The sequence below is a fragment of the Burkholderia sp. BCC0097 genome (assembly GCF_902832985.1).
GTDB lineage: Bacteria > Pseudomonadota > Gammaproteobacteria > Burkholderiales > Burkholderiaceae > Burkholderia > Burkholderia orbicola.
Genome location: NZ_CADFDM010000015.1, coordinates 58562 through 76605 on the forward strand (window position 1 = coordinate 58562; position 18044 = coordinate 76605).

Here is an 18044-nt window from a genome sequence, read left to right on the forward strand (position 1 = left end):
TGTCGATCGGTACGATCGGTGAGCGCCGCCGCGCCGTGCGCCCGCAACGGGCGCCCACGGCACGGCGGCGGCAGCGCATCAGTACATCAGTAGCGGTAGTGGTTCGGCTTGAACGGGCCGTCCTTCTGCACGCCGATGTACGAAGCCTGCTCGTCCGACAGCACCGACAGGTTCGCGCCGATGCGCGCGAGGTGCAGGCGCGCGACCTTTTCATCGAGATGCTTCGGCAGCACGTACACCTTGTTCTCGTACTGCTCGCCGCGCGTGAACAGCTCGATCTGCGCGAGCGTCTGGTTCGCGAACGAGTTCGACATCACGAACGACGGGTGGCCGGTCGCGCAGCCGAGGTTCACGAGGCGGCCTTCGGCCAGCAGGATCACGCGCTTGCCGTCCGGGAAGATGATGTGGTCGACCTGCGGCTTGATGTTTTCCCACTGGTACTGGCGCGTCGACGCGACGTCGATTTCCGAGTCGAAGTGACCGATGTTGCAGACGATCGCGTTGTGGCGCATCGCCTTCATGTGATCGTGGTTGATCACGTGGTAGTTGCCGGTCGCCGTCACGAAGATGTCGGCCTTGTCGGCCGCGTATTCCATCGTCACGACGCGGTAGCCTTCCATCGCCGCCTGCAGCGCGCAGATCGGATCGATTTCGGTGACCCACACGGTCGCGCCCAGGCCGCGCAGCGACTGCGCGCAGCCCTTGCCCACGTCGCCGTAGCCCGCGACGACCGCGACCTTGCCCGCGATCATCACGTCGGTCGCGCGCTTGATGCCGTCGACGAGCGATTCACGGCAGCCGTACAGGTTGTCGAACTTCGACTTCGTGACCGAATCGTTCACGTTGAACGCCGGGAACGGCAGGCGGCCGTCCTTTTCCATCTGGTACAGGCGGTGCACGCCGGTCGTGGTCTCTTCGGTCACGCCCTTGATGTGCGCGAGGCGCTTCGAGTACCAGTTCGCGTCGACGTCGAGGTGGGCCGCGATCGACTTGTACAGCGCGACTTCTTCCTCGTTGGTCGGCTTCGCGATCACCGAACGGTCCTTCTCGGCCTTCGAGCCGAGGATCAGCAGCAGCGTTGCGTCGCCGCCGTCGTCCAGGATCATGTTCGCGAATTCGCCGTTCGGCCATTCGAAGATGCGGTGCGAGAACTCCCAGTATTCGTCGAGCGATTCGCCCTTGAACGCGAACACCGGCGTGCCGGCTTCGACGATCGCGGCGGCCGCGTGATCCTGGGTCGAGAAGATGTTGCACGACGCCCAGCGGACGTCGGCGCCGAGCGCCTTCAGCGTCTCGATCAGCACGCCCGTCTGGATCGTCATGTGCAGCGAACCGGCGATGCGCGCGCCCTTCAGCGGCTGCTGCGCCTTGTATTCGTCGCGGATCTGCACGAGGCCCGGCATTTCGGTCTCGGCGATGTTGAGTTCCTTGCGGCCCCAGCCGGCCAGCGCCATGTCGGCGACGACGTAATCGTGGGAAGCCTTGGAATCGATAATGGCGTTCATCACGCCCTCCTTTCTAAAAAGTTTCTAGATTGGTGACGTGAGCGCCGTTCAGGAAGCGGGGCCGGCGCGACGGTCGCTAAAAACGATCGCCGCACGGCTGCTTGGTGAAGCTCTCCGAGCCTGGCGGACACGGATGGTCCGTCGCAACGCTCCTCGGAAAACGGAGGGGATTGTAGCAAATCGGCGCGCGAAATGCGCGAGGACGACGCGTAGGCGCGAGACGCGCGCGCCGACGCCGGCAAAGGGTCGGGACTTCTGCGGGTCAGGACTCCGCGCCGACCCACGCCTGCTCGCGCAGCCGCGCGCGCAGGCGTGCGACGGCCTGGCTGTGCAGCTGGCACACGCGCGATTCGCTCACTTCGAGCACCGCGCCGATCTCGCGCAGATTCAGACCCCGTTCGTAGTACAGCGACATCAGCAGCTTCTCGCGCTCCGGCAGCCGCTCGATCGCCTCGACGAGCGCCTCGCGCAGGTGGTCGTCGAGCAGCGCCGACAACGGATCGGCGTGATCGACGCGATAACGGTCGAGGAACGGCTCGTCATCGGCCGCGCGGTCGAAATCCTCGTAATAGATGAGCTGGCTGCCGTGCAGGTCCTGCAGCATCCCCTGGTATTCGTCGAGCGGCATGTTCAGGTGCTGCGCGATCTCGGTCTCGCTCGCCGAGCGGCCGAGGTGCTGCTCGACCTGGTGCACCGCGTGCTCGACCTCGCGCGACGTCTTGCGCAGGCTGCGCGGCAGCCAGTCGTTGCTGCGCAGCTCGTCGAGCATCGCGCCGCGGATGCGCTGCGTCGCGTAGGTCTCGAACTGCGCGCCCTGGTCCTCCTTGTAGCGGCCGGCCGCGTCCATCAGGCCGATCATGCCGGCCTGGATCAGGTCGTCGAGATCGACGCTCGCCGGCATCTTCGCGACGAGCTGCAGCCCGAGGCGGCGCACGAGCGGCGCGTATTGCGCGAGCACGTCGGCCTGGGACATCTTTCCTTGAGCGTTGTACATCGTGGCTCTCTCCTTCGGGTGGCGCTCACGCGGCGTGTGCCGCGCCCGCCTCATACGACGGCTTGCCGCCGGCGTGGACCGCGCGGCCCGCACCCGAACGCGGGCGCATCGGCCAGTACAACAGGTCGGCGGCAATCTGCCGGTAATCGCGCGCGGCGGGCGACGACGGGAACGCGTCGACCACCGCATGCATCAGTTCGCGGGCGTGCTCGACGAGCGGATCGGCGCTCACGCAGCCCGCGTCGGCGATCGATACGGTCAGGTAGCGGCTCGCGACGCCCGCGAGGTTGTCGAAGGCCGTTTTCGCGTCCGCGTGGCTGCCGACCTGATTGGTCAGCACGCGGAACTGCGCGAACGCGTGCGCGAAATGCAGCCGCTTCATGCACGCGTACGCCTCGGTGATCGCCTGCGCGGCGACCCGCGTGACGACCAGCACGTCGTGCGCCTCGCGCGCGAGCGCCGAGAACGACCCGTCGGCGCCGAGCTGCGCGTCGACGAGGACGATGTCGGCCGGGCCGTCGATGAAGTCGCTCAGTTGCGCGTCGCTGTAGCCGGCGCGCGCGAGCCGCGCGGCGCCGCACAGGCCGAAGCCGGCCGCCACCCGCGTGCGTTCGCCGTCGCGCAGCCACGCGCCGGCGAGCGTCGCGCTGGCCGAATGCACGTCGGCGCGCTCGTCGACGACGAGCACGTCCTTGCCGAGCGACGCGAGCGCCGCCGCGAGATTCACCACGGTGGACGTGCAGCCGACGCCCGCCGGCCCGCCCGTCACCGCGACGATGCGCGACGCGCGCCCGGCGAGCAGGCGCCGCAGCCCTTCGGCCTGATCGATGATCCGTTTATCCAAATCGCACCTCGTGCAGCTCGGCGGTGGAACGTGCGGTCAGTGCGGAAAGCAGCGTCGGCATGTCCTCGTCTTGCGGCACGAAGGGCGAGCCGTCGCGCGGCACACAGAACGCGCTCTTCAGCAGGAATTTGGTCGACGCGACGTACAGGTTCTCCGGCACCTTCTGGCCGGTCGACACGTAGTGAACCGGCAGCTTGTAGCGGATCACCGTGTCGAGCACGCCGCCGAGGTGGGTCGCCTCGTCGAGCTTCGTGAGGATGCAGCCCGCGAGATCCGGGTGGTCGCCCGCGCTGCGGTACGCCTGCACGACTTCGTTCAGCGTGTCGCCGTGGCTCGTCGCGTTGAGCAGCAGCAGGCGCTGCACCGGCGCGTTCGCGCCGTGCAGCATCGCGATCTGGTCGGACACCGCGCGGTCGCGCTGGCTCATGCCGATCGTGTCGATCAGCACGATGTGCTTGTTGCGCAGCTCGGACAGCGCGAGCGCGAGGTCGCCCGCGTCCTTCACCGCGTGAACCGGCACGCCGAGGATCTTGCCGAAGATGCGCAGTTGCTCGTGGCCGCCGATCCGGTAGCTGTCGGTGGTCAGCAGCGCGACCTTGCTCGCGCCGAAGCGCATCACGCAGCGCGCGGCCAGCTTCGCGGTGGTGGTCGTCTTGCCGACGCCCGTCGGCCCCATCAGCGCGAACACGCCGCCGCGTTCCATCAGCGCGTCCTCGCTGTCGAGCACCGGCAGGTTCGACGCGAGCACCGACTGCGCCCATTCCGCAGCCTGCTCGAAAGTCTGCGCGCCGTCGCCGGACGGCAGGTTGTCGACCAGCATCCGCACCAGTTGCGCGGAGAAGCCGGCCGCGAACAGGTGCTTCGTCAGCGCGCCGTGAACGGCGCTGCGGCGCTGGCGGTCGTGCCACATCAGGCTGTCGAACTGCTCTTGCATCATCCCGCGCAGTTCGCCCAACTCCTGCATCACGGTGTCGTTGACGATCCGCTCGATGCGCGACTTCACCGCGTCGGCCACCGCGGCGGCCGCGTCGGATGACAGGCGCGTGCGTTCGGCCGTCTTGGCGGCGTACGCGGCGCCCGTGTCGGGGGCGCGCCGCGCGGCGGCCGGCATCCGGCGTTCTGCGTCGCGCACGATGTCGCGCGCCCAGTCGGGCGGCGTCGCGCCGGCTGCGGGCTGCGATGCGCTCGCCTGCGGCTCGGCAGGCGCCTGCGCTCGGGCGATCAGCGCGTCGCGCTGCTGCGTGAGGCGCTTCGCGTGCTCGACCAGCCACGGTGCGGGTTCGGAAGTGGCGGCCGGCGATCCGGGGGCCGGCGACCCGGCGGCCGGCGCTGCCATCGACGGCGCGGCCGCGGTGGCCGCGTCGGTCTCGATCGACGAACGATGCGCATCCGCCTCTTGCGCGTCGGCGCTTGCGCCGAATACGGACGAGAACACGTCCGGCAGCCCGCCTTCGCCCGCGGCATACGGATTGACGGCCGGGCGCGGTGCGATGCCGGGGCGCGACACGATGCCCGGCACGGCGGCGGCCGGCACGGATTCCGGCACGCGCGACGGGGCCAGGCGCGGACGCGCGGCCGGCGGCGCCACCGCGGCCAGATCCGAATCGGCGAGTGCAACGATTTCGACACTGCCGTCATCGAGCGTGCGGTTCGACAGCACGACCGCGTCGGCGCCGAGCGCCTCGCGCACGAGACGAAGTGCGTCGCGGCTCGTTGCGCCAGTGAATTTGCGAATGTTCAAGCGGAACCCCCGATGACGTTAACGACTTTGATCGTGCGTGTGTCCGGCACTTCGGCATACGACAGCACTTTCAATTGCGGCAGGCTGCGGCGCAGGAAGCGCGCGAGCATCGCGCGCAGCGCGTGCTGCACCAGCAGCACCGGCGGCAGCCCGAGATTCTGTTGACGCAGCATCGCTTGCTGCGTGCCGGTCAGAAGGTTGTGCGCGAGGCCGGGCTCGAGGCCCGGGTTCGCGCCGGTGGCGAGCGCCTGCGACAGCACGCGCTCCAGATTCGCGTCGAGGCCCATCACCTGCATTTCGCCGTTGCCCGGATACCACTGCTGCGTGATCGCGCGGCCGAGCGAGAGCCGCACCGCGGCCGTGATCTCGAACGCGTCGCCGCGGCCCGCATGCTCGGACACGGCCTCGAGGATCGTGCGCATGTCGCGGATCGGCACGCCTTCCTCGAGCAGGTTCTGCAGCACTTTCTGCAGCGTGGTGAGCGAGATCGTCTTCGGCACGAGGTCCTCGACGAGCGACGGCGCGTCCTTGCCGGTACGCTCGACGAGCGCCTGCACTTCCTGACGGCCGAGCAGCTCGGCCGCGTGCTGGACGACGAGATGGTTCAGGTGCGTCGCGACCACCGTGCTCGCGTCGACCACCGTGTAGCCGTACACCTGCGCCTGCTCGCGCAGCGCGACGTCGATCCACACGGCCGGCAGCCCGAACGCGGGATCCTGCGTGACGGCGCCCGGCAGCGCGGCCGTCACCTGGCCCGGGTTGATCGCGAGCCACTGGCCCGGGAACACTTCGCCCGCGCCGATCTCGACGCCCTTCAGCGCGATCCGGTACGCGTTCGGCCGCAGTTCGAGGTTGTCGCGGATATGGATCACCGGCGGCAGGAAGCCGATTTCCTGCGCGAATTTCTTGCGGATGCTCTTGATGCGCTTGAGCAGCTCGCCGTCGCTGTTCTTGTCGACCAGCGGGATCAGCCGGTAGCCGACTTCGAGGCCGAGCGGGTCGATCAGCTGCACGTCGTCCCAAGTCGCTTCGTGGCTGTCGGCCGGCAGCACGGCGGGCGGTGCGATGTCGGTCACGTCGCCGGCCGCCTTGCGGGCCGCCGTGCGCTTGGTCTGGGTGCGCGCCAGCCAGATCGCGCCGCCGCCGAGCGCGAGGAACGCGAAGTGCGGCATCCCGGGGATCAGCCCCATCATCACGATGATCGCGCCGGTGATGTTGAGCACGCGCGGGTTCGTGAACAGCTGGCCGGTGATCTGCGTGCCGATGTCCTCGTCGGTCGCGACGCGCGACACGATCACGCCGGCCGCGGTCGAGATCACGAGCGACGGGATCTGCGCGACGAGGCCGTCGCCGATCGTCAGCAGCGTGTAGTTGGTGCCGGCCGCGGCGAACGACATGTCGTGCTGGACCATCCCGACGATCAGCCCGCCGATCACGTTGATCGCCATGATGATCAGGCCGGCGATCGCGTCGCCGCGCACGAACTTCGACGCGCCGTCCATCGACCCGTAGAACTCGGCTTCCTGCGACACGGCGAGGCGGCGCTTGCGGGCCTGTTCCTCGTTGATGAGGCCGGCGTTGAGATCCGCGTCGATCGCCATCTGCTTGCCGGGCATCGCATCGAGCGTGAAGCGCGCGGACACTTCGGCGATCCGCCCCGCGCCCTTCGTGATCACCATGAAGTTGATGATCATCAGGATCACGAACACGACGATGCCGACCGCGAAGTTGCCGCCCACGAGGAAGTGGCCGAACGCCTCGATCACCTGGCCGGCCGCGTCGGGGCCGGTGTGGCCTTCGAGCAGCACGACGCGGGTCGACGCGACGTTCAGCGACAGGCGCAGCAGCGTCGAGAACAGCAGCACGCTCGGGAACGCCGCGAAGTCGAGCGGCTTCATCGTGTACATGCTGACGAGCAGCACCATCACGGACAGCGCGATGTTGAACGTGAACAGCAGATCCAGCAGCATCGGCGGCAGCGGCAGGATCATCATCCCCAGGATCATGCAGATGAGGATCGGGCCCGCGAGCGCGCGCAGGTTCGTGCCTGCCAGCACGTTCGGGCGCTTCGCGAACAGGCCGGTGGTCGGGGTGCTCATGCTGCGTTCCCTTGCTTGCCGAGGGTGTCCTCGGCTTCTTCACGCTCGTCGTCGGCGGCGACCGACGTGCCCTTGTCGAGTTCGGCCGGCACGTCGAGATCGACCGGCATCGCCGGGAACGCGCCGCCTTCCGAACGGAAGCGCTTGAGCTGGTAGACCCACGCGAGCACTTCGGCGACCGCCGAGTACAGCGAACCGGGGATCTCGCGCTCGAGTTCGACGTTGTGATACAGCGCACGCGCGAGCGGCGGCGCTTCGAGCAGCGGCACGTTGTGCTCGGCCGCGAGTTCGCGGATGCGCGCGGCGACGAGGTTCACGCCCTTCGCGACGACCTTCGGCGCGCGCATCTCGCCATCCGTGTATTGCAGCGCGACCGCGAAGTGCGTCGGGTTCGTGACGACCACGTCGGCCTTCGGCACGGCCGCCATCATCCGGCGGCGGGCGATCGCGCGCTGCTGCTGGCGAATTCGCCCCTTCACGTGCGGATCGCCTTCGTTCTCGCGATGCTCGCGCTTCACTTCTTCCTTCGTCATGCGCAACTTCTTGTTGTACTGCCAGAGTTGGTAAGGCACGTCGAGCCCGGCGACGACCAGCATCCCGGCGACCGTCGTGCCGCAGCACACGGCGACCAGATGCAGCGCATCGGGCAGCGCGACGCCGAGCGGCTGGGTCGCGAGGCCGAGCAGTTCGTCCTTGCTGCGCCAGATCGCGATGCCGCCGATCCCGCCGACCACCAGCGTCTTCGCGATCGACATCCCGAGCTGGATCGGCCCCTGGATCGAGAAGATCCGGCCGAGGCCCGAGATCGGGTTCAGGCGGTCGAACTTCAGCTCGAACGTTTTTTGCGAAATCAGCCAGCCGCCGAGCGCCATCGGCGCGAGCAGCGCGGCGACGCCGGTCAGCGCAAGCAGCGGCAGCAGCGCGGCGAAGCCTTCGAGGCTCGCGCTGCCGGCCGCCGACAGCATCCGGTGGGTGTCGAATGCGGTCGCGCGATCGAACGTGAACGCGCCGCGCAGCATCGCCTGCAGATGCGCGCCCGACGGGCCCGCGAGCAACCATGCGCCGTAGAACCCCGCCGCGAGCAGTGCGAACGAAGCCAGTTCGCGCGAACGCGCGACCTGCCCCTCCTCGCGCGCCTTCTCGCGGCGCCTGGGAGTGGCGGCTTCGGTCTTGTCGAGATCGCTCTCGTCTGCCACGGGGCCTCCAGTCGGGTACGGCGGAATGCCGCTTTCCAGTGACACCGATTATTCATGGAGGCGTCAAACGCCGATCGGTCGAGCAAAGCCGGGAAAGGGGGGTATTTCGGAGAATCGGGCGAGCCGCCGCGAACGCGGCTGGAGCGGGGGCGGAACGACGCGCGGCGCGACGGAAAAACGGGCCGGCCGGCGCGTCGGCGACGCGGCGGCCGTCAGCGGGACGGCGGCGGCGCGATGCGGGGGAATGGTGAGCCGACGGCCGGGAAAGGCGGGAAACCGGCCCCGACGCAACGATGTCGTGCGTCGGGACGAAACGGCCGGCCGCCGGCCTTGAGCGGCCCGACCGACCGAAGCGGCCTCGGGGCCTGTTCACGCCGACAACGGGCTTGCGCTGGCCCTAGCCGGCCGCCGCCCGCTGCAGCGCGCCGAGATCGAGCTTCTTCATCGTCATCACCTGCGCCATCACACGCTCGGCGCGGGCCGGGTCGCCGGTCATCAGCTCGGCCATCTGCACGGGCACGACCTGCCACGACACGCCGAAGCGGTCGCGCAGCCAGCCGCATTGCTGCGCGCGCTCGTCGCCGCCTTCGGACAGGCGTGCCCAGTAATGGTCGATCTCGGCCTGGTCGCGGCAGTTGACGACGAACGACACGGCCGGCGTCATCTGGAACACGGGGCCGCCGTTCAGCGCGACGAACGCCTGCCCGTCGAGCTCGAACGACACGGTCATCACCGCGCCCTCGGCGTTGCCGGACGCGTGCGCGCCGGCCTTGCCGTAGCGCGCGACGTGCACGATGCGCGCGTTGTCGAACACCGATACGTAGAAACCGGCCGCCGCCTCGGCGTCGCGGTCGAACCACAGGAACGGCGTGATGCGCTGGATACGCGGGTTCATGGCGCTGTCTCCTCGATGTCGTGCCGGCACCGGTGCCGGTCTTACATCGTAGACGCTATGCCGGCGCCCGGCAGCGCGCCGGTCCGTAGCCTCGCGCCCGCCGGGGCAAAAAAAAGGGGACGATCGCTCGCCCCCTCGTTCCTGCGCCGGCGGTGCCGCGTCAGAACGCGACGAACGGCTGCGGGCCGCCGCTCGCGGTCTTGTCCATCCCGAAGTAGATCGTCTTGCCGTAGAAGTGCGGCATGCCGATGTCGAGCCAGCTGGACGAGCCGAACGGGCCCGCGATGTCGTTGAACGCGAACGTCGACGGGTTGGAGAACAGCGAATCCGCGTTGGCGACCGGCATCGACACGGTGCCCGACGCGCCGTTCTGGCCGCTCAGCGTGGCCGAATAGGTGGTCGTCGCCGACGGGCAGTAGAACTCCGTATTTCTCGAACAGACCGTCTGCGCCGAATCGTTGAAGAAATACGCGTTCGAGCCGGTATCGAAGAACGCGGTCACGTTGCGCCCCTGGAACATCGCGCTGACGTCACCGGTCGTGGTCGACGTCATCACCGTCTTGCCGCCCAGGTTCGGCAGGCCGAACGTCAGCGTGCCGGTCGCGCTTGCCTGCCCGCTGTCGGAGATGGCCGGCATCTGCACGCTCACGCCGTCGTTGTTCGCGAACCGATGCACCGGGTTCGCCACCTGCTGCGCCAGCGGCACGAGCGCGACCGTGCAGCGCGCGTTGTCGCCGTTCGGGCACGCGTAGTAGTTGTTGCTCGTCGACGTCGACGTGGCGCAGGTCGTGCCGCAGTCGTACGGCGCCGGCCCGATGCCGAGGATGCCGTTCGCGCCGAGCGCGCCGGTCGAGTTTGCCGACGCGCCGCCGTTCGTGCACGAGCTCGGCACGTTGGTCGTGCCGAGGTCGCCGATGATCTGCACGGGCAGCGAGCTCGCCTGCTCGGTGCCGATCGACAGGTCGACGGTGCGCACCGAACCCCACGTATAGCTCGACACGAACTTGCCGCACTCGGCGACCGGCGCGCCGCCGCTCGTCACCTGCGGCAGGCTGTCGTGCACGCCCGCCACCGCGCTGCCGACGAGCCGCAGCCCGTAGGACGCGGTATCGACGAGCACGTTGTTGACGATCTGGCAGTTCGACGTGCCCGGCACGCAGATCTTCAGGCTGATGGTCGGGATGTTGATCACGTTCGCCGCGCCGGCGCCGACCGTGACGACGGCCGTGTTGCCGCTGTTGCCGTCGGACCCGCCCGAGCCGTTGCCGCCCGTATTGCCGGCATTGCCGCCGTTGCCCGAACCGCCGCCGCCATCGCCGCCGCCGCATGCCGTCACGAGCACGGCCGTCGCGGCCAGGAGGCCCAGCACGCCGAGCCAGCGCTTGAATGTACGAGGAATGCTCAAGATCGCTCTCCCGCTGTCACTGGATATCGGTGCCGGCCACGCCGGCGGGCAGCGCCGACGGCAGCCACGCCTGGCCGGAGAAGGCGCCCATGTGGCCGCCCGTCCGGATCACGAGGCCGCTCGTCTCGACGGCCACCGGCGCGCGCCAGCCGCGCGCCCGGTGCGCCGCCTGGACACCGGCGGTGTACTGCGGGAAATAGCTGCCGAGCAGCGACGCGAGATCCGGCATCGTCGGCCCGCGCCATGCGAGGCCGAACACGCTGCCGGCGGCCGACGTGTATTCGTGGATGACGGTGCCCGATCCGAGCGTGATCTCGCGGACGGTATAGGCGGCCGTGCTGGCCTGCGCGCCGTCCGCCGAGCGCATGGCGCGCTGCAGCGCGCGCACGGTGGCGGCCTGATCGTCCGCCGGCGGCGACATCGGCGCGCCGCCCAGTTCCGCGTGTGCGTGGACGGCCCACAGCACACCCATTGCAGCCGTCGCGTGCGCGACGGTCCAGCCCAAGCGTTTCAGCTTCACGTTCCCCCCCAAGGGACTGGCTTCGTTGCCGACGGCGCCGCCGTCGGCCCGCGCCGCCTGCCAACTTATGAATCTTACGAATGAGACGCTACGTTGCTGCTGACGCGTAGTATGCCTGCGGAGTGTGGCGAAGTGTCAATTCGACGCAGGATGACACCGCGCCGCGCAAGCGCGGCGGGCGGGAGAACGAGGCGGGAAAGCGGAATGCGCGCATCGGCGGCCCCGCGGGGACGGGGTGCCCGGCAACCCGGCGCGCGGATGCGCCGCGGCAGGATCAGAAGCCGAGGCTCGCGAGCAGGTCGTCTACCTGCCCCTGGTCCTGCACGACGTCGGATTTGCCTTCCGGCGCGATCTGCGGGCCGTTCAGCAGCGATTCGGGGCTGCCGGTCGCGCTCATCTGCTCGGCCGCCAGCGCGGCCGCGGTAGCCGCGAACTGCTCGCGCCGCTCCGGCGCGATGTTCTCGACGAGCACGGTGAGGAGTTGCTGCTCGATCAGGTAGACCATGTCCATGATCTTCTTGATCACCTGCCCGGTCAGGTCCTGGAAATCCTGCGCGAGCATGATCTCGAGCAGTTGCGCGCGGGTCGCCGACGTCGACTCGGGCAGCGTGCGCAGGAACGTGCGCGTATCGTCCATCAGCTCGCGCACTTCCGCGTGCTCGATCGGCGCGGCATACCACTGCGCCCAGCGCGCGTCGAGCGCCTCGGCTTCGTTCTGGATGCGCTCCTGCACCGGCTTCGCGATCTCGATCGCATTCAGCACGCGCTCGGCGGCCTGTTCGGTCATCGTCGCGACGTAGCGCAGCCGGTCGCGCGCATCGGGCACGGCTTCCGCCGCGCGCTCGACATGCTTGTCGAGCCCGAGCTCGCGCATCGAATCGCGCAGCGTGCGCGTGACGTGGCCGATGCGCGCGAGGATCCGGTCGCTCGCGTAATCGGCGCCTTCGGCATGGCCGTCGGCATTCATCGCCGCGCCGGCAAGCGCCGCATGGATCGGCTCGTTCACGTTCAGCTCCCGGCCTTGGCCATCTTGTCGATGATCTTGTTCAGCTTCTCGTCGAGCGTCGCGGCCGTGAACGGTTTCACGACGTAGCCGCTCGCGCCGGCCTGGGCGGCCGCGATGATGTTCTCCTTCTTCGACTCGGCCGTGACCATCAGCACCGGCAGGTGCGTGAGCGTCGCGTCCGCGCGGATTTCCTTCAGCATCGCGAGGCCGTCGAGGTTCGGCATGTTCCAGTCCGAGATCACGAAGTCGAAGCCGCCGCCGCGCAGCCGCGCGAGGCCGGCCGCGCCGTCTTCCGCCTCGTCGACGTTCGTGTAGCCCAGTTCCTTGAGCAGGTTGCGGACGATCCGGCGCATCGTCGGGAAATCGTCCACCACCAGGATTTTCATGCTCTTGTCCATCGTCGTTCCTTTCCAGATTCGTTTCCGTCGAGGCGCGTATCGTGGCACGCGCCCCGTGACATTCCATTCACACGCGCTGCACGCGGTCGCCCATCGTCGCCAGGCGCGCCATCACGCGGCGGCTCATGTCGGCGAGCGGCGCGACCTCGTCCGCGCCGCCGAGCGCGATCGCCTCGCGCGGCATCCCGAACACGATACAGCTCGCTTCGTCCTGCGCGAACGTGTGAGCGCCCGCGCGTTTCATTTCCAGCAGGCCGGCCGCACCGTCGCGGCCCATCCCGGTGAGGATCACGCCGATCGCGTTCTTGCCCGCGTGCGTCGCCGCCGAGCGGAACAGCACGTCGACCGACGGGCGGTGCCGGTTCACCGGCGGCTCGTCCGACAGTTGCGCAATATAGTTCGCGCCGCTTCTCGCGAGCAACAGGTGCGCATGGCCCGGCGCGATGTACGCATGACCGGGCAGCACGCGTTCGCCGTGCTCGGCTTCCTTCACCGCGATCCGGCACAGGCCGTTCAGCCGCTGCGCGAACGATTTCGTGAAGCCGGGCGGCATGTGCTGCGCGATCAGCACGGCCGGCGCATCCGGCGGCAGCGGCGTCAGCACTTCGCGAATCGCCTCGGTGCCGCCCGTCGACGCGCCGATGATGATCAGCTTCTCGGTACTGACGAGCGGGTTGTTGATCATCGGCGCGGCCGCGGCGCTGTCCGCCGCGCGGGCGGCGGCCTGCGGCTGCGGCGCCTGGCGCACGCGCGCGCGCGACGCCGCGCGGATCTTGTCGGCGAGCTTTTCCGCGTAGTCGAGCATCCCGTCGCGAATCCCGACGCGCGGCTTCGTGACGAAATCCACCGCGCCGAGTTCGAGCGCGCGCAGCGTGATTTCCGAGCCGCGCTCGGTCAGCGACGACACCATCACGACCGGCATCGGCCGCAGGCGCATCAGCTTCTCGAGGAAGTCGAGCCCGTCCATGCGCGGCATTTCGACGTCGAGCGTGAGCACGTCGGGGTTGTGCTGCTTGATGAGCTCTCGCGCGACGAGCGGATCGGGCGCGGTCGCGACCACCGTCATGTCGGGCTGGCTGTTGATGATCTCGGTCATCAGGCTGCGGATCAGCGCCGAATCGTCGACGCACAACACTTTGATCTTCTGCACTGCGGTCAGGCCTCCTGCTTTCTTGATAGATTCGCGGCGTACGGGCTCCCGGCCGAGGAGCTCCCGGCGCCCGGCGCCGCGCCGCGCCCGCCGAACAGCTCGATGCGCGGGCGCGCCGGTTGCGGCGCGGCAGGCCGCTTCGCGGCGAACAGCTCGACCTGCGCGCGGGTCCGTGCGGCGCGGAGGCGATCGGCCTCGCGCGCGAGCGCGGCTTCGCGCTCGGTCACACCCGGCACCTGCAGCCGCAGCTTCTTCACCATCGCGCGCCCGCTGTGCGGCATGAACGCGACCTTGCGCGGATGCACGCCCTGCAGGTCTTCCGCGGTGATGCGGATGCGCTCGAGCGCCAGATAGCGGCGCACGAAATCCGCGTTGCGATCGCCGATGTTGATCGTCGTCATCCCGGCGAGCACGGCCGCGCCGCCGAACACCTTCGCCTCGAAGCGCTCGCGGCGCCCGCCGGCCTTGATCAGCTCGTTGATCAGCACTTCCATCGCATAGGCGCCGTAGCGCATCGACTCGGACGCGGCCGCGCCCGGATCGGCGCCGTCGTCCGGCAGCATGAAGTGGTTCATCCCGCCGATGCCCGCGTACGGGTCGTGCAGGCACGCGGCGACGCACGAGCCGAGCACGGTCATCAGCACCATGTCCTCGGCGGTCGTGTAGAACTCGTTCGGCAACAGCTTCACGCCGGGGCGCTCGAAGTGGTTGTCGAAGTAGCGATTGGTCGCGATCGGCAGGGCGCTCATCCGCGCTCTCCATAGGCCGGCGCGCCGCCCGCGGCCCGCGCCCGCCCGGGCGCCGGCATCGCGGCCGCCGCGCTCGTGGGCGCGCCGCGCGGCCGCGTGCCCTGCGCGGCGTCGCGCGTCAGTTCGTACACCGTCTGCCCGCGCAGCCGGAACGCCTGCGTCACGTACGTGAAGTTCTCCGAATGGCCGGCGAACAGCAGCCCGCCCGGCTTCACGAGCGGCTCGAAGCGCGACAGCACCTGCCCCTGCGTCGGCTTGTCGAAATAGATCATCACGTTGCGGCAGAAGATCGCGTCGAACGGCTTCGCGATCCCGTAGTCCGCATCGGTCAGGTTCAACTGCTCGAAACGGATCATCGCGCGCAGCTCGGGGCGCACCTTCACGCGGCCGGCCTGCGCGCCCGTGCCCTTCAGGAAGAAGCGCTTGAGCCGCTCCGGCGACAGGTGCTTGACCTGGTCGTACGTATAGATGCCGGCTTCGGCCTTCGCGAGCACCTGCGTGTCGAGATCGGTCGCGAGGATCGACGCACTGCGCGCGGCCGTGTCGCCGAGCGCCTCGATCAGCGTGATCGCGATCGAGTACGGCTCCTCGCCGGTCGACGCCGCCGAGCACCAGACCGACACCGGCGCCGGCCGCGATTTCACGAATTCCGACAGGATCGGGAAATGGTGCGACTCGCGGAAAAACGCGGTCAGGTTGGTCGTCAGCGCGTTGGTGAACGCTTCCCACTCGAGCGGATCGTCTTCCTGCTCGAGCAGGTCGAGGTAGTCGCGGAACGTGTCGAGGCCGCGCGCCCGCAACCGTCGCGCGAGACGGCTGTAGGCCATGTCGCGCTTGTGCTCGGACAGCGAGATGCCCGCGCGTTGATGGATCAGCGCGCGGATGCGTGCGAAATCCGCGCCGGTGAACGCGAAGTCGCGCCCCGGCTCGCCCGCGCGAGGCGAGGCATCCGGTGCATCGGGTCGAAACGGCGCGCGCGCGTGCGACATGGCTTAGAAGGTCTCCCAGTCGTCGTCCGACGCGCCGGCGGCCGCCAGCGCCGGCTTCTCGCCGTTCAGCGCCGGGCGCACGAGCGCGGGCTTCGCGGCCGGCTTGTCCGCGGGGGCAGCCGTCTTCGCGAGACGCGGGCCGTAGCCGCCCGCGGCGGTACCGCCACGGGCAGCCGGTGCGGCCTTCTGCGTGCGTGCGGCCGCATCGGCCGCACGCTTCGGTTCGGCGGCCGCTGCCGCGGTGCCCGCGGCAGCGGGGGCAGCGGCACGCGACGCCGGCGCGCCGCGCCGTGCGGCCGGTTGGGCCGCTGCCGGCGCCGGCAGCGCGGCGACCGGCACATCGTGGCGCGCGTCCGACGGCAGCGCCGCCGGTTCGTGGGCCACCGGCCGCGCGACGCCGCGCGCCGGCGCGAGCGCGATGCCGCCCGCGACGCGCCAGCCCGACACGATCGCCTTCATCTGGCGCGTCTGCTCCTCGAGCGACGCGGCCGCGGCGGCCGCCTGCTCGACGAGCGCCGCGTTCTGCTGCGTGACCGCATCCATCTGGCCGACCGCACGGTTGACCTGCTCGATGCCGGTCGACTGCTCGTCGGAGGCCGCGCTGATCTCGCCCATGATGTCGGTCACGCGGCGCACCGCCTGCACGATCTCGTCCATCGTCGCGCCGGCGCGCGCGACGAGCGCCGACCCGCTGTCGACCTTCTCGGCCGAATCGCCGATCAGCTGCTTGATTTCCTTCGCCGCGCTCGCGCTGCGCTGCGCGAGCGAACGCACCTCGCCCGCGACCACCGCGAAGCCGCGGCCTTGCTCGCCGGCCCGCGCCGCTTCGACGGCCGCGTTCAGCGCGAGAATGTTGGTCTGGAACGCGATGCCCTCGATCGTGCCGATGATGTCGACGACCTTGCCCGAGCTGGCCGCGATGTCCTGCATCGTCGACACGACCTGGCCGACCACGTCGCCGCCCTGCGTCGCGATGTCCGACGCGTTCACCGCGAGCTGGCTCGCCTGCCGCGCGTTTTCCGCGTTCTGCCGCACCGTGCCCGTCAGCTGCTCCATGCTCGACGCGGTTTCCTGCAGCGAGGCGGCCTGCTCCTCGGTGCGCTGCGACAGGTCGATGTTGCCGGTGGCGATCTCGCGCGCGCCGACGTCGATCGATTCGGTGCCGCGATGCACGGCCTGCACCATCGTCGTGACGGCGTCCTGCATCCGCTTGATGCCGCCGAACAGGCGGCCGATCTCGTTCGTGCTGAACACGCTCACCGGCTGCGTGAGATCGCCGCCGGCGATGCGCTCGAAGTGTGCGATCGCGTCCTCGATCGGCTGGACGATCAGCCCGCGCAGGACGAAGCGGATCGCGATCACGACGACGAACGCGAGCGCGATGCCGGCCGCGATCAGCGCGATCATCATCGAGATCTGCGACTGCGTCGCGGCCTGACGCTCTTCCGCGCGCTTTTGCAGCGCGGCGATCACGGCTGCCGCCGTCTGGTCGAACGCGACGAACATCGGGCTGATCTTCGCGTCGGCGATCGCGTGGTACGCGGCCATGTCGCCCGCGCGCGCCGCGGCGAATTCCGGTTCGACGCCTTCCTTCATGATCGTCGTGTAACGCGCGGTGAGCTCGTCGACGAGCGCCTGCTCGACACCGAGCTTCGGCGTCGACTGGAACGTCTGCCAGTTCTGGTTCGACTTCGCATACAGCTCCTGCGCGCGATCGAGCACCTTCGCCGCGTCGGCCGCATTGCCGGCTTCGGTCAGCGTACGAAAGCGATCGAGCGCGACGCGCGAGCGCAGCAGGTACGCGGCCGTGTCGTCCAGCGTGTGGATCGCCGGCAGGTCGACGTGCGCGATCTCGTCGAGCGAACGGCTCGCGTGATTCAGCGCGTAGAGGCCGAGCCCGCCGACCGCGGCGGCCAGGCACACGAGGATGAGTCCGACCGCCGTGAGCGTCGTGCGGATCGACCAGTTATGCAACATTGCAGATTCTCCCGAAATTGCTGCGCGCGCGGCGCGCTTACCCGCCGAGTGTCTCGATCAGCGCCATTTCACGGCTCGACATCAGCTTCTCGATGTCCATCAGGATCAGCATCCGGCCGTCGACCGTGCCGAGGCCCGTCAGGTACTCGGTCGTCAGCGTCGCGCCGAATTCCGGCGCCGGCATGATCTGGTCGGTCTGCAGCGTCAGCACGTCCGACACGCCGTCGACCACCATCCCGACCACGCGGTTCGACACGTTCAGGATGATCACGACGGTCTGGTGGTCGTACTCGACGCGGCCGAGGTGGAACTTGATCCGCATGTCGACGATCGGCACGATGATCCCGCGCAGGTTGATCACGCCCTTGATGAACTCGGGCGCGTTCGCGATGCGCGTGACGCTGTCGTAGCCGCGGATTTCCTGCACTTTCAGGATGTCGATCCCGTATTCCTCGTCGCCGAGCGTGAACACGAGGAATTCCTGGCCCGTCGCGTCGCCTTGCGCCGCGTCGCGGCGGCTCGTCGCGGCATTCGCCGCGGCCGGATTGATCATTTGGACTTCAGCAGACACGTTTG

16 protein-coding genes and 1 riboswitch are annotated in these 18044 nt (G+C 69.2%); all 16 genes read right to left on the reverse strand.

All coding sequences use genetic code 11. The annotated features are described in order from the left end of the window. Positions 1-86: 86 nt before the first annotated feature. Positions 87-1505: an adenosylhomocysteinase gene (gene ahcY, locus HWX07_RS34770; RefSeq protein ID WP_012327710.1), complete on the reverse strand. Its 1419-nt coding sequence runs from the start codon at positions 1503-1505 to the stop codon at positions 87-89. Positions 1506-1537: 32 nt separating this feature from the next. Then, a riboswitch (S-adenosyl-L-homocysteine riboswitch) is annotated at positions 1538-1666 on the reverse strand. Positions 1667-1767: 101 nt separating this feature from the next. Then, on the reverse strand, positions 1768-2499 hold the full coding sequence (locus tag HWX07_RS34775) for an RNA polymerase sigma factor FliA (protein ID WP_011546702.1): 732 nt from the start codon (positions 2497-2499) through the stop codon (positions 1768-1770). Between the two features lie 25 nt (positions 2500-2524). Further along, positions 2525-3343, reverse strand: coding sequence for a flagellar biosynthesis protein FlhG (locus HWX07_RS34780; protein WP_011546703.1), 819 nt, complete (start codon positions 3341-3343; stop codon positions 2525-2527). Then, positions 3336-5084 (reverse strand): flagellar biosynthesis protein FlhF, encoded by a 1749-nt coding sequence (gene flhF / locus HWX07_RS34785; protein WP_012327709.1) that lies wholly within the window; start codon positions 5082-5084, stop codon positions 3336-3338. Before flhF ends, HWX07_RS34780 begins: the two co-directional genes overlap by 8 nt. After that, on the reverse strand, positions 5081-7183 hold the full coding sequence (gene flhA, locus HWX07_RS34790) for a flagellar biosynthesis protein FlhA (protein ID WP_175879285.1): 2103 nt from the start codon (positions 7181-7183) through the stop codon (positions 5081-5083). Before flhA ends, flhF begins: the two co-directional genes overlap by 4 nt. Further along, positions 7180-8379 (reverse strand): flagellar biosynthesis protein FlhB, encoded by a 1200-nt coding sequence (gene flhB, locus HWX07_RS34795; RefSeq protein ID WP_012327708.1) that lies wholly within the window; start codon positions 8377-8379, stop codon positions 7180-7182. Before flhB ends, flhA begins: the two co-directional genes overlap by 4 nt. A gap of 397 nt (positions 8380-8776) precedes the next feature. After that, positions 8777-9274: a VOC family protein gene (locus HWX07_RS34800; protein WP_175879286.1), complete on the reverse strand. Its 498-nt coding sequence runs from the start codon at positions 9272-9274 to the stop codon at positions 8777-8779. 160 nt (positions 9275-9434) lie between these two features. Next, positions 9435-10679 (reverse strand): DUF3443 family protein, encoded by a 1245-nt coding sequence (locus HWX07_RS34805; protein ID WP_175879287.1) that lies wholly within the window; start codon positions 10677-10679, stop codon positions 9435-9437. A 16-nt stretch (positions 10680-10695) separates the two neighbouring features. After that, positions 10696-11199 carry a DUF2844 domain-containing protein gene (locus HWX07_RS34810; RefSeq protein ID WP_011546708.1) on the reverse strand — a complete coding sequence of 168 codons (504 nt, stop codon included), beginning with the start codon at positions 11197-11199 and terminating at the stop codon, positions 10696-10698. A 274-nt stretch (positions 11200-11473) separates the two neighbouring features. Continuing rightward, positions 11474-12205, reverse strand: coding sequence for a protein phosphatase CheZ (gene cheZ / locus HWX07_RS34815; protein WP_175879288.1), 732 nt, complete (start codon positions 12203-12205; stop codon positions 11474-11476). A 2-nt stretch (positions 12206-12207) separates the two neighbouring features. Continuing rightward, positions 12208-12603 (reverse strand): chemotaxis response regulator CheY, encoded by a 396-nt coding sequence (gene cheY / locus HWX07_RS34820; protein ID WP_006754880.1) that lies wholly within the window; start codon positions 12601-12603, stop codon positions 12208-12210. Between the two features lie 67 nt (positions 12604-12670). Continuing rightward, positions 12671-13762 carry a chemotaxis response regulator protein-glutamate methylesterase gene (locus HWX07_RS34825; RefSeq protein ID WP_124484137.1) on the reverse strand — a complete coding sequence of 364 codons (1092 nt, stop codon included), beginning with the start codon at positions 13760-13762 and terminating at the stop codon, positions 12671-12673. Then, entirely contained in the window at positions 13759-14502 is a 744-nt protein-coding gene (gene cheD, locus HWX07_RS34830) for a chemoreceptor glutamine deamidase CheD (protein ID WP_175807220.1), read from the reverse strand. The genes HWX07_RS34825 and cheD overlap by 4 nt, the downstream gene beginning before the upstream one ends. Continuing rightward, the gene (locus HWX07_RS34835) at positions 14499-15491 is read right to left on the reverse strand and encodes a CheR family methyltransferase (RefSeq protein ID WP_175879290.1); all 993 of its coding nucleotides are present in this window, start codon (positions 15489-15491) and stop codon (positions 14499-14501) included. Before HWX07_RS34835 ends, cheD begins: the two co-directional genes overlap by 4 nt. A gap of 3 nt (positions 15492-15494) precedes the next feature. Then, positions 15495-17468: a methyl-accepting chemotaxis protein gene (locus HWX07_RS34840; protein WP_175879291.1), complete on the reverse strand. Its 1974-nt coding sequence runs from the start codon at positions 17466-17468 to the stop codon at positions 15495-15497. Positions 17469-17505: 37 nt separating this feature from the next. Beyond that, positions 17506-18021: a chemotaxis protein CheW gene (cheW, locus tag HWX07_RS34845; RefSeq protein ID WP_059232701.1), complete on the reverse strand. Its 516-nt coding sequence runs from the start codon at positions 18019-18021 to the stop codon at positions 17506-17508. Positions 18022-18044 lie beyond the last annotated feature (23 nt).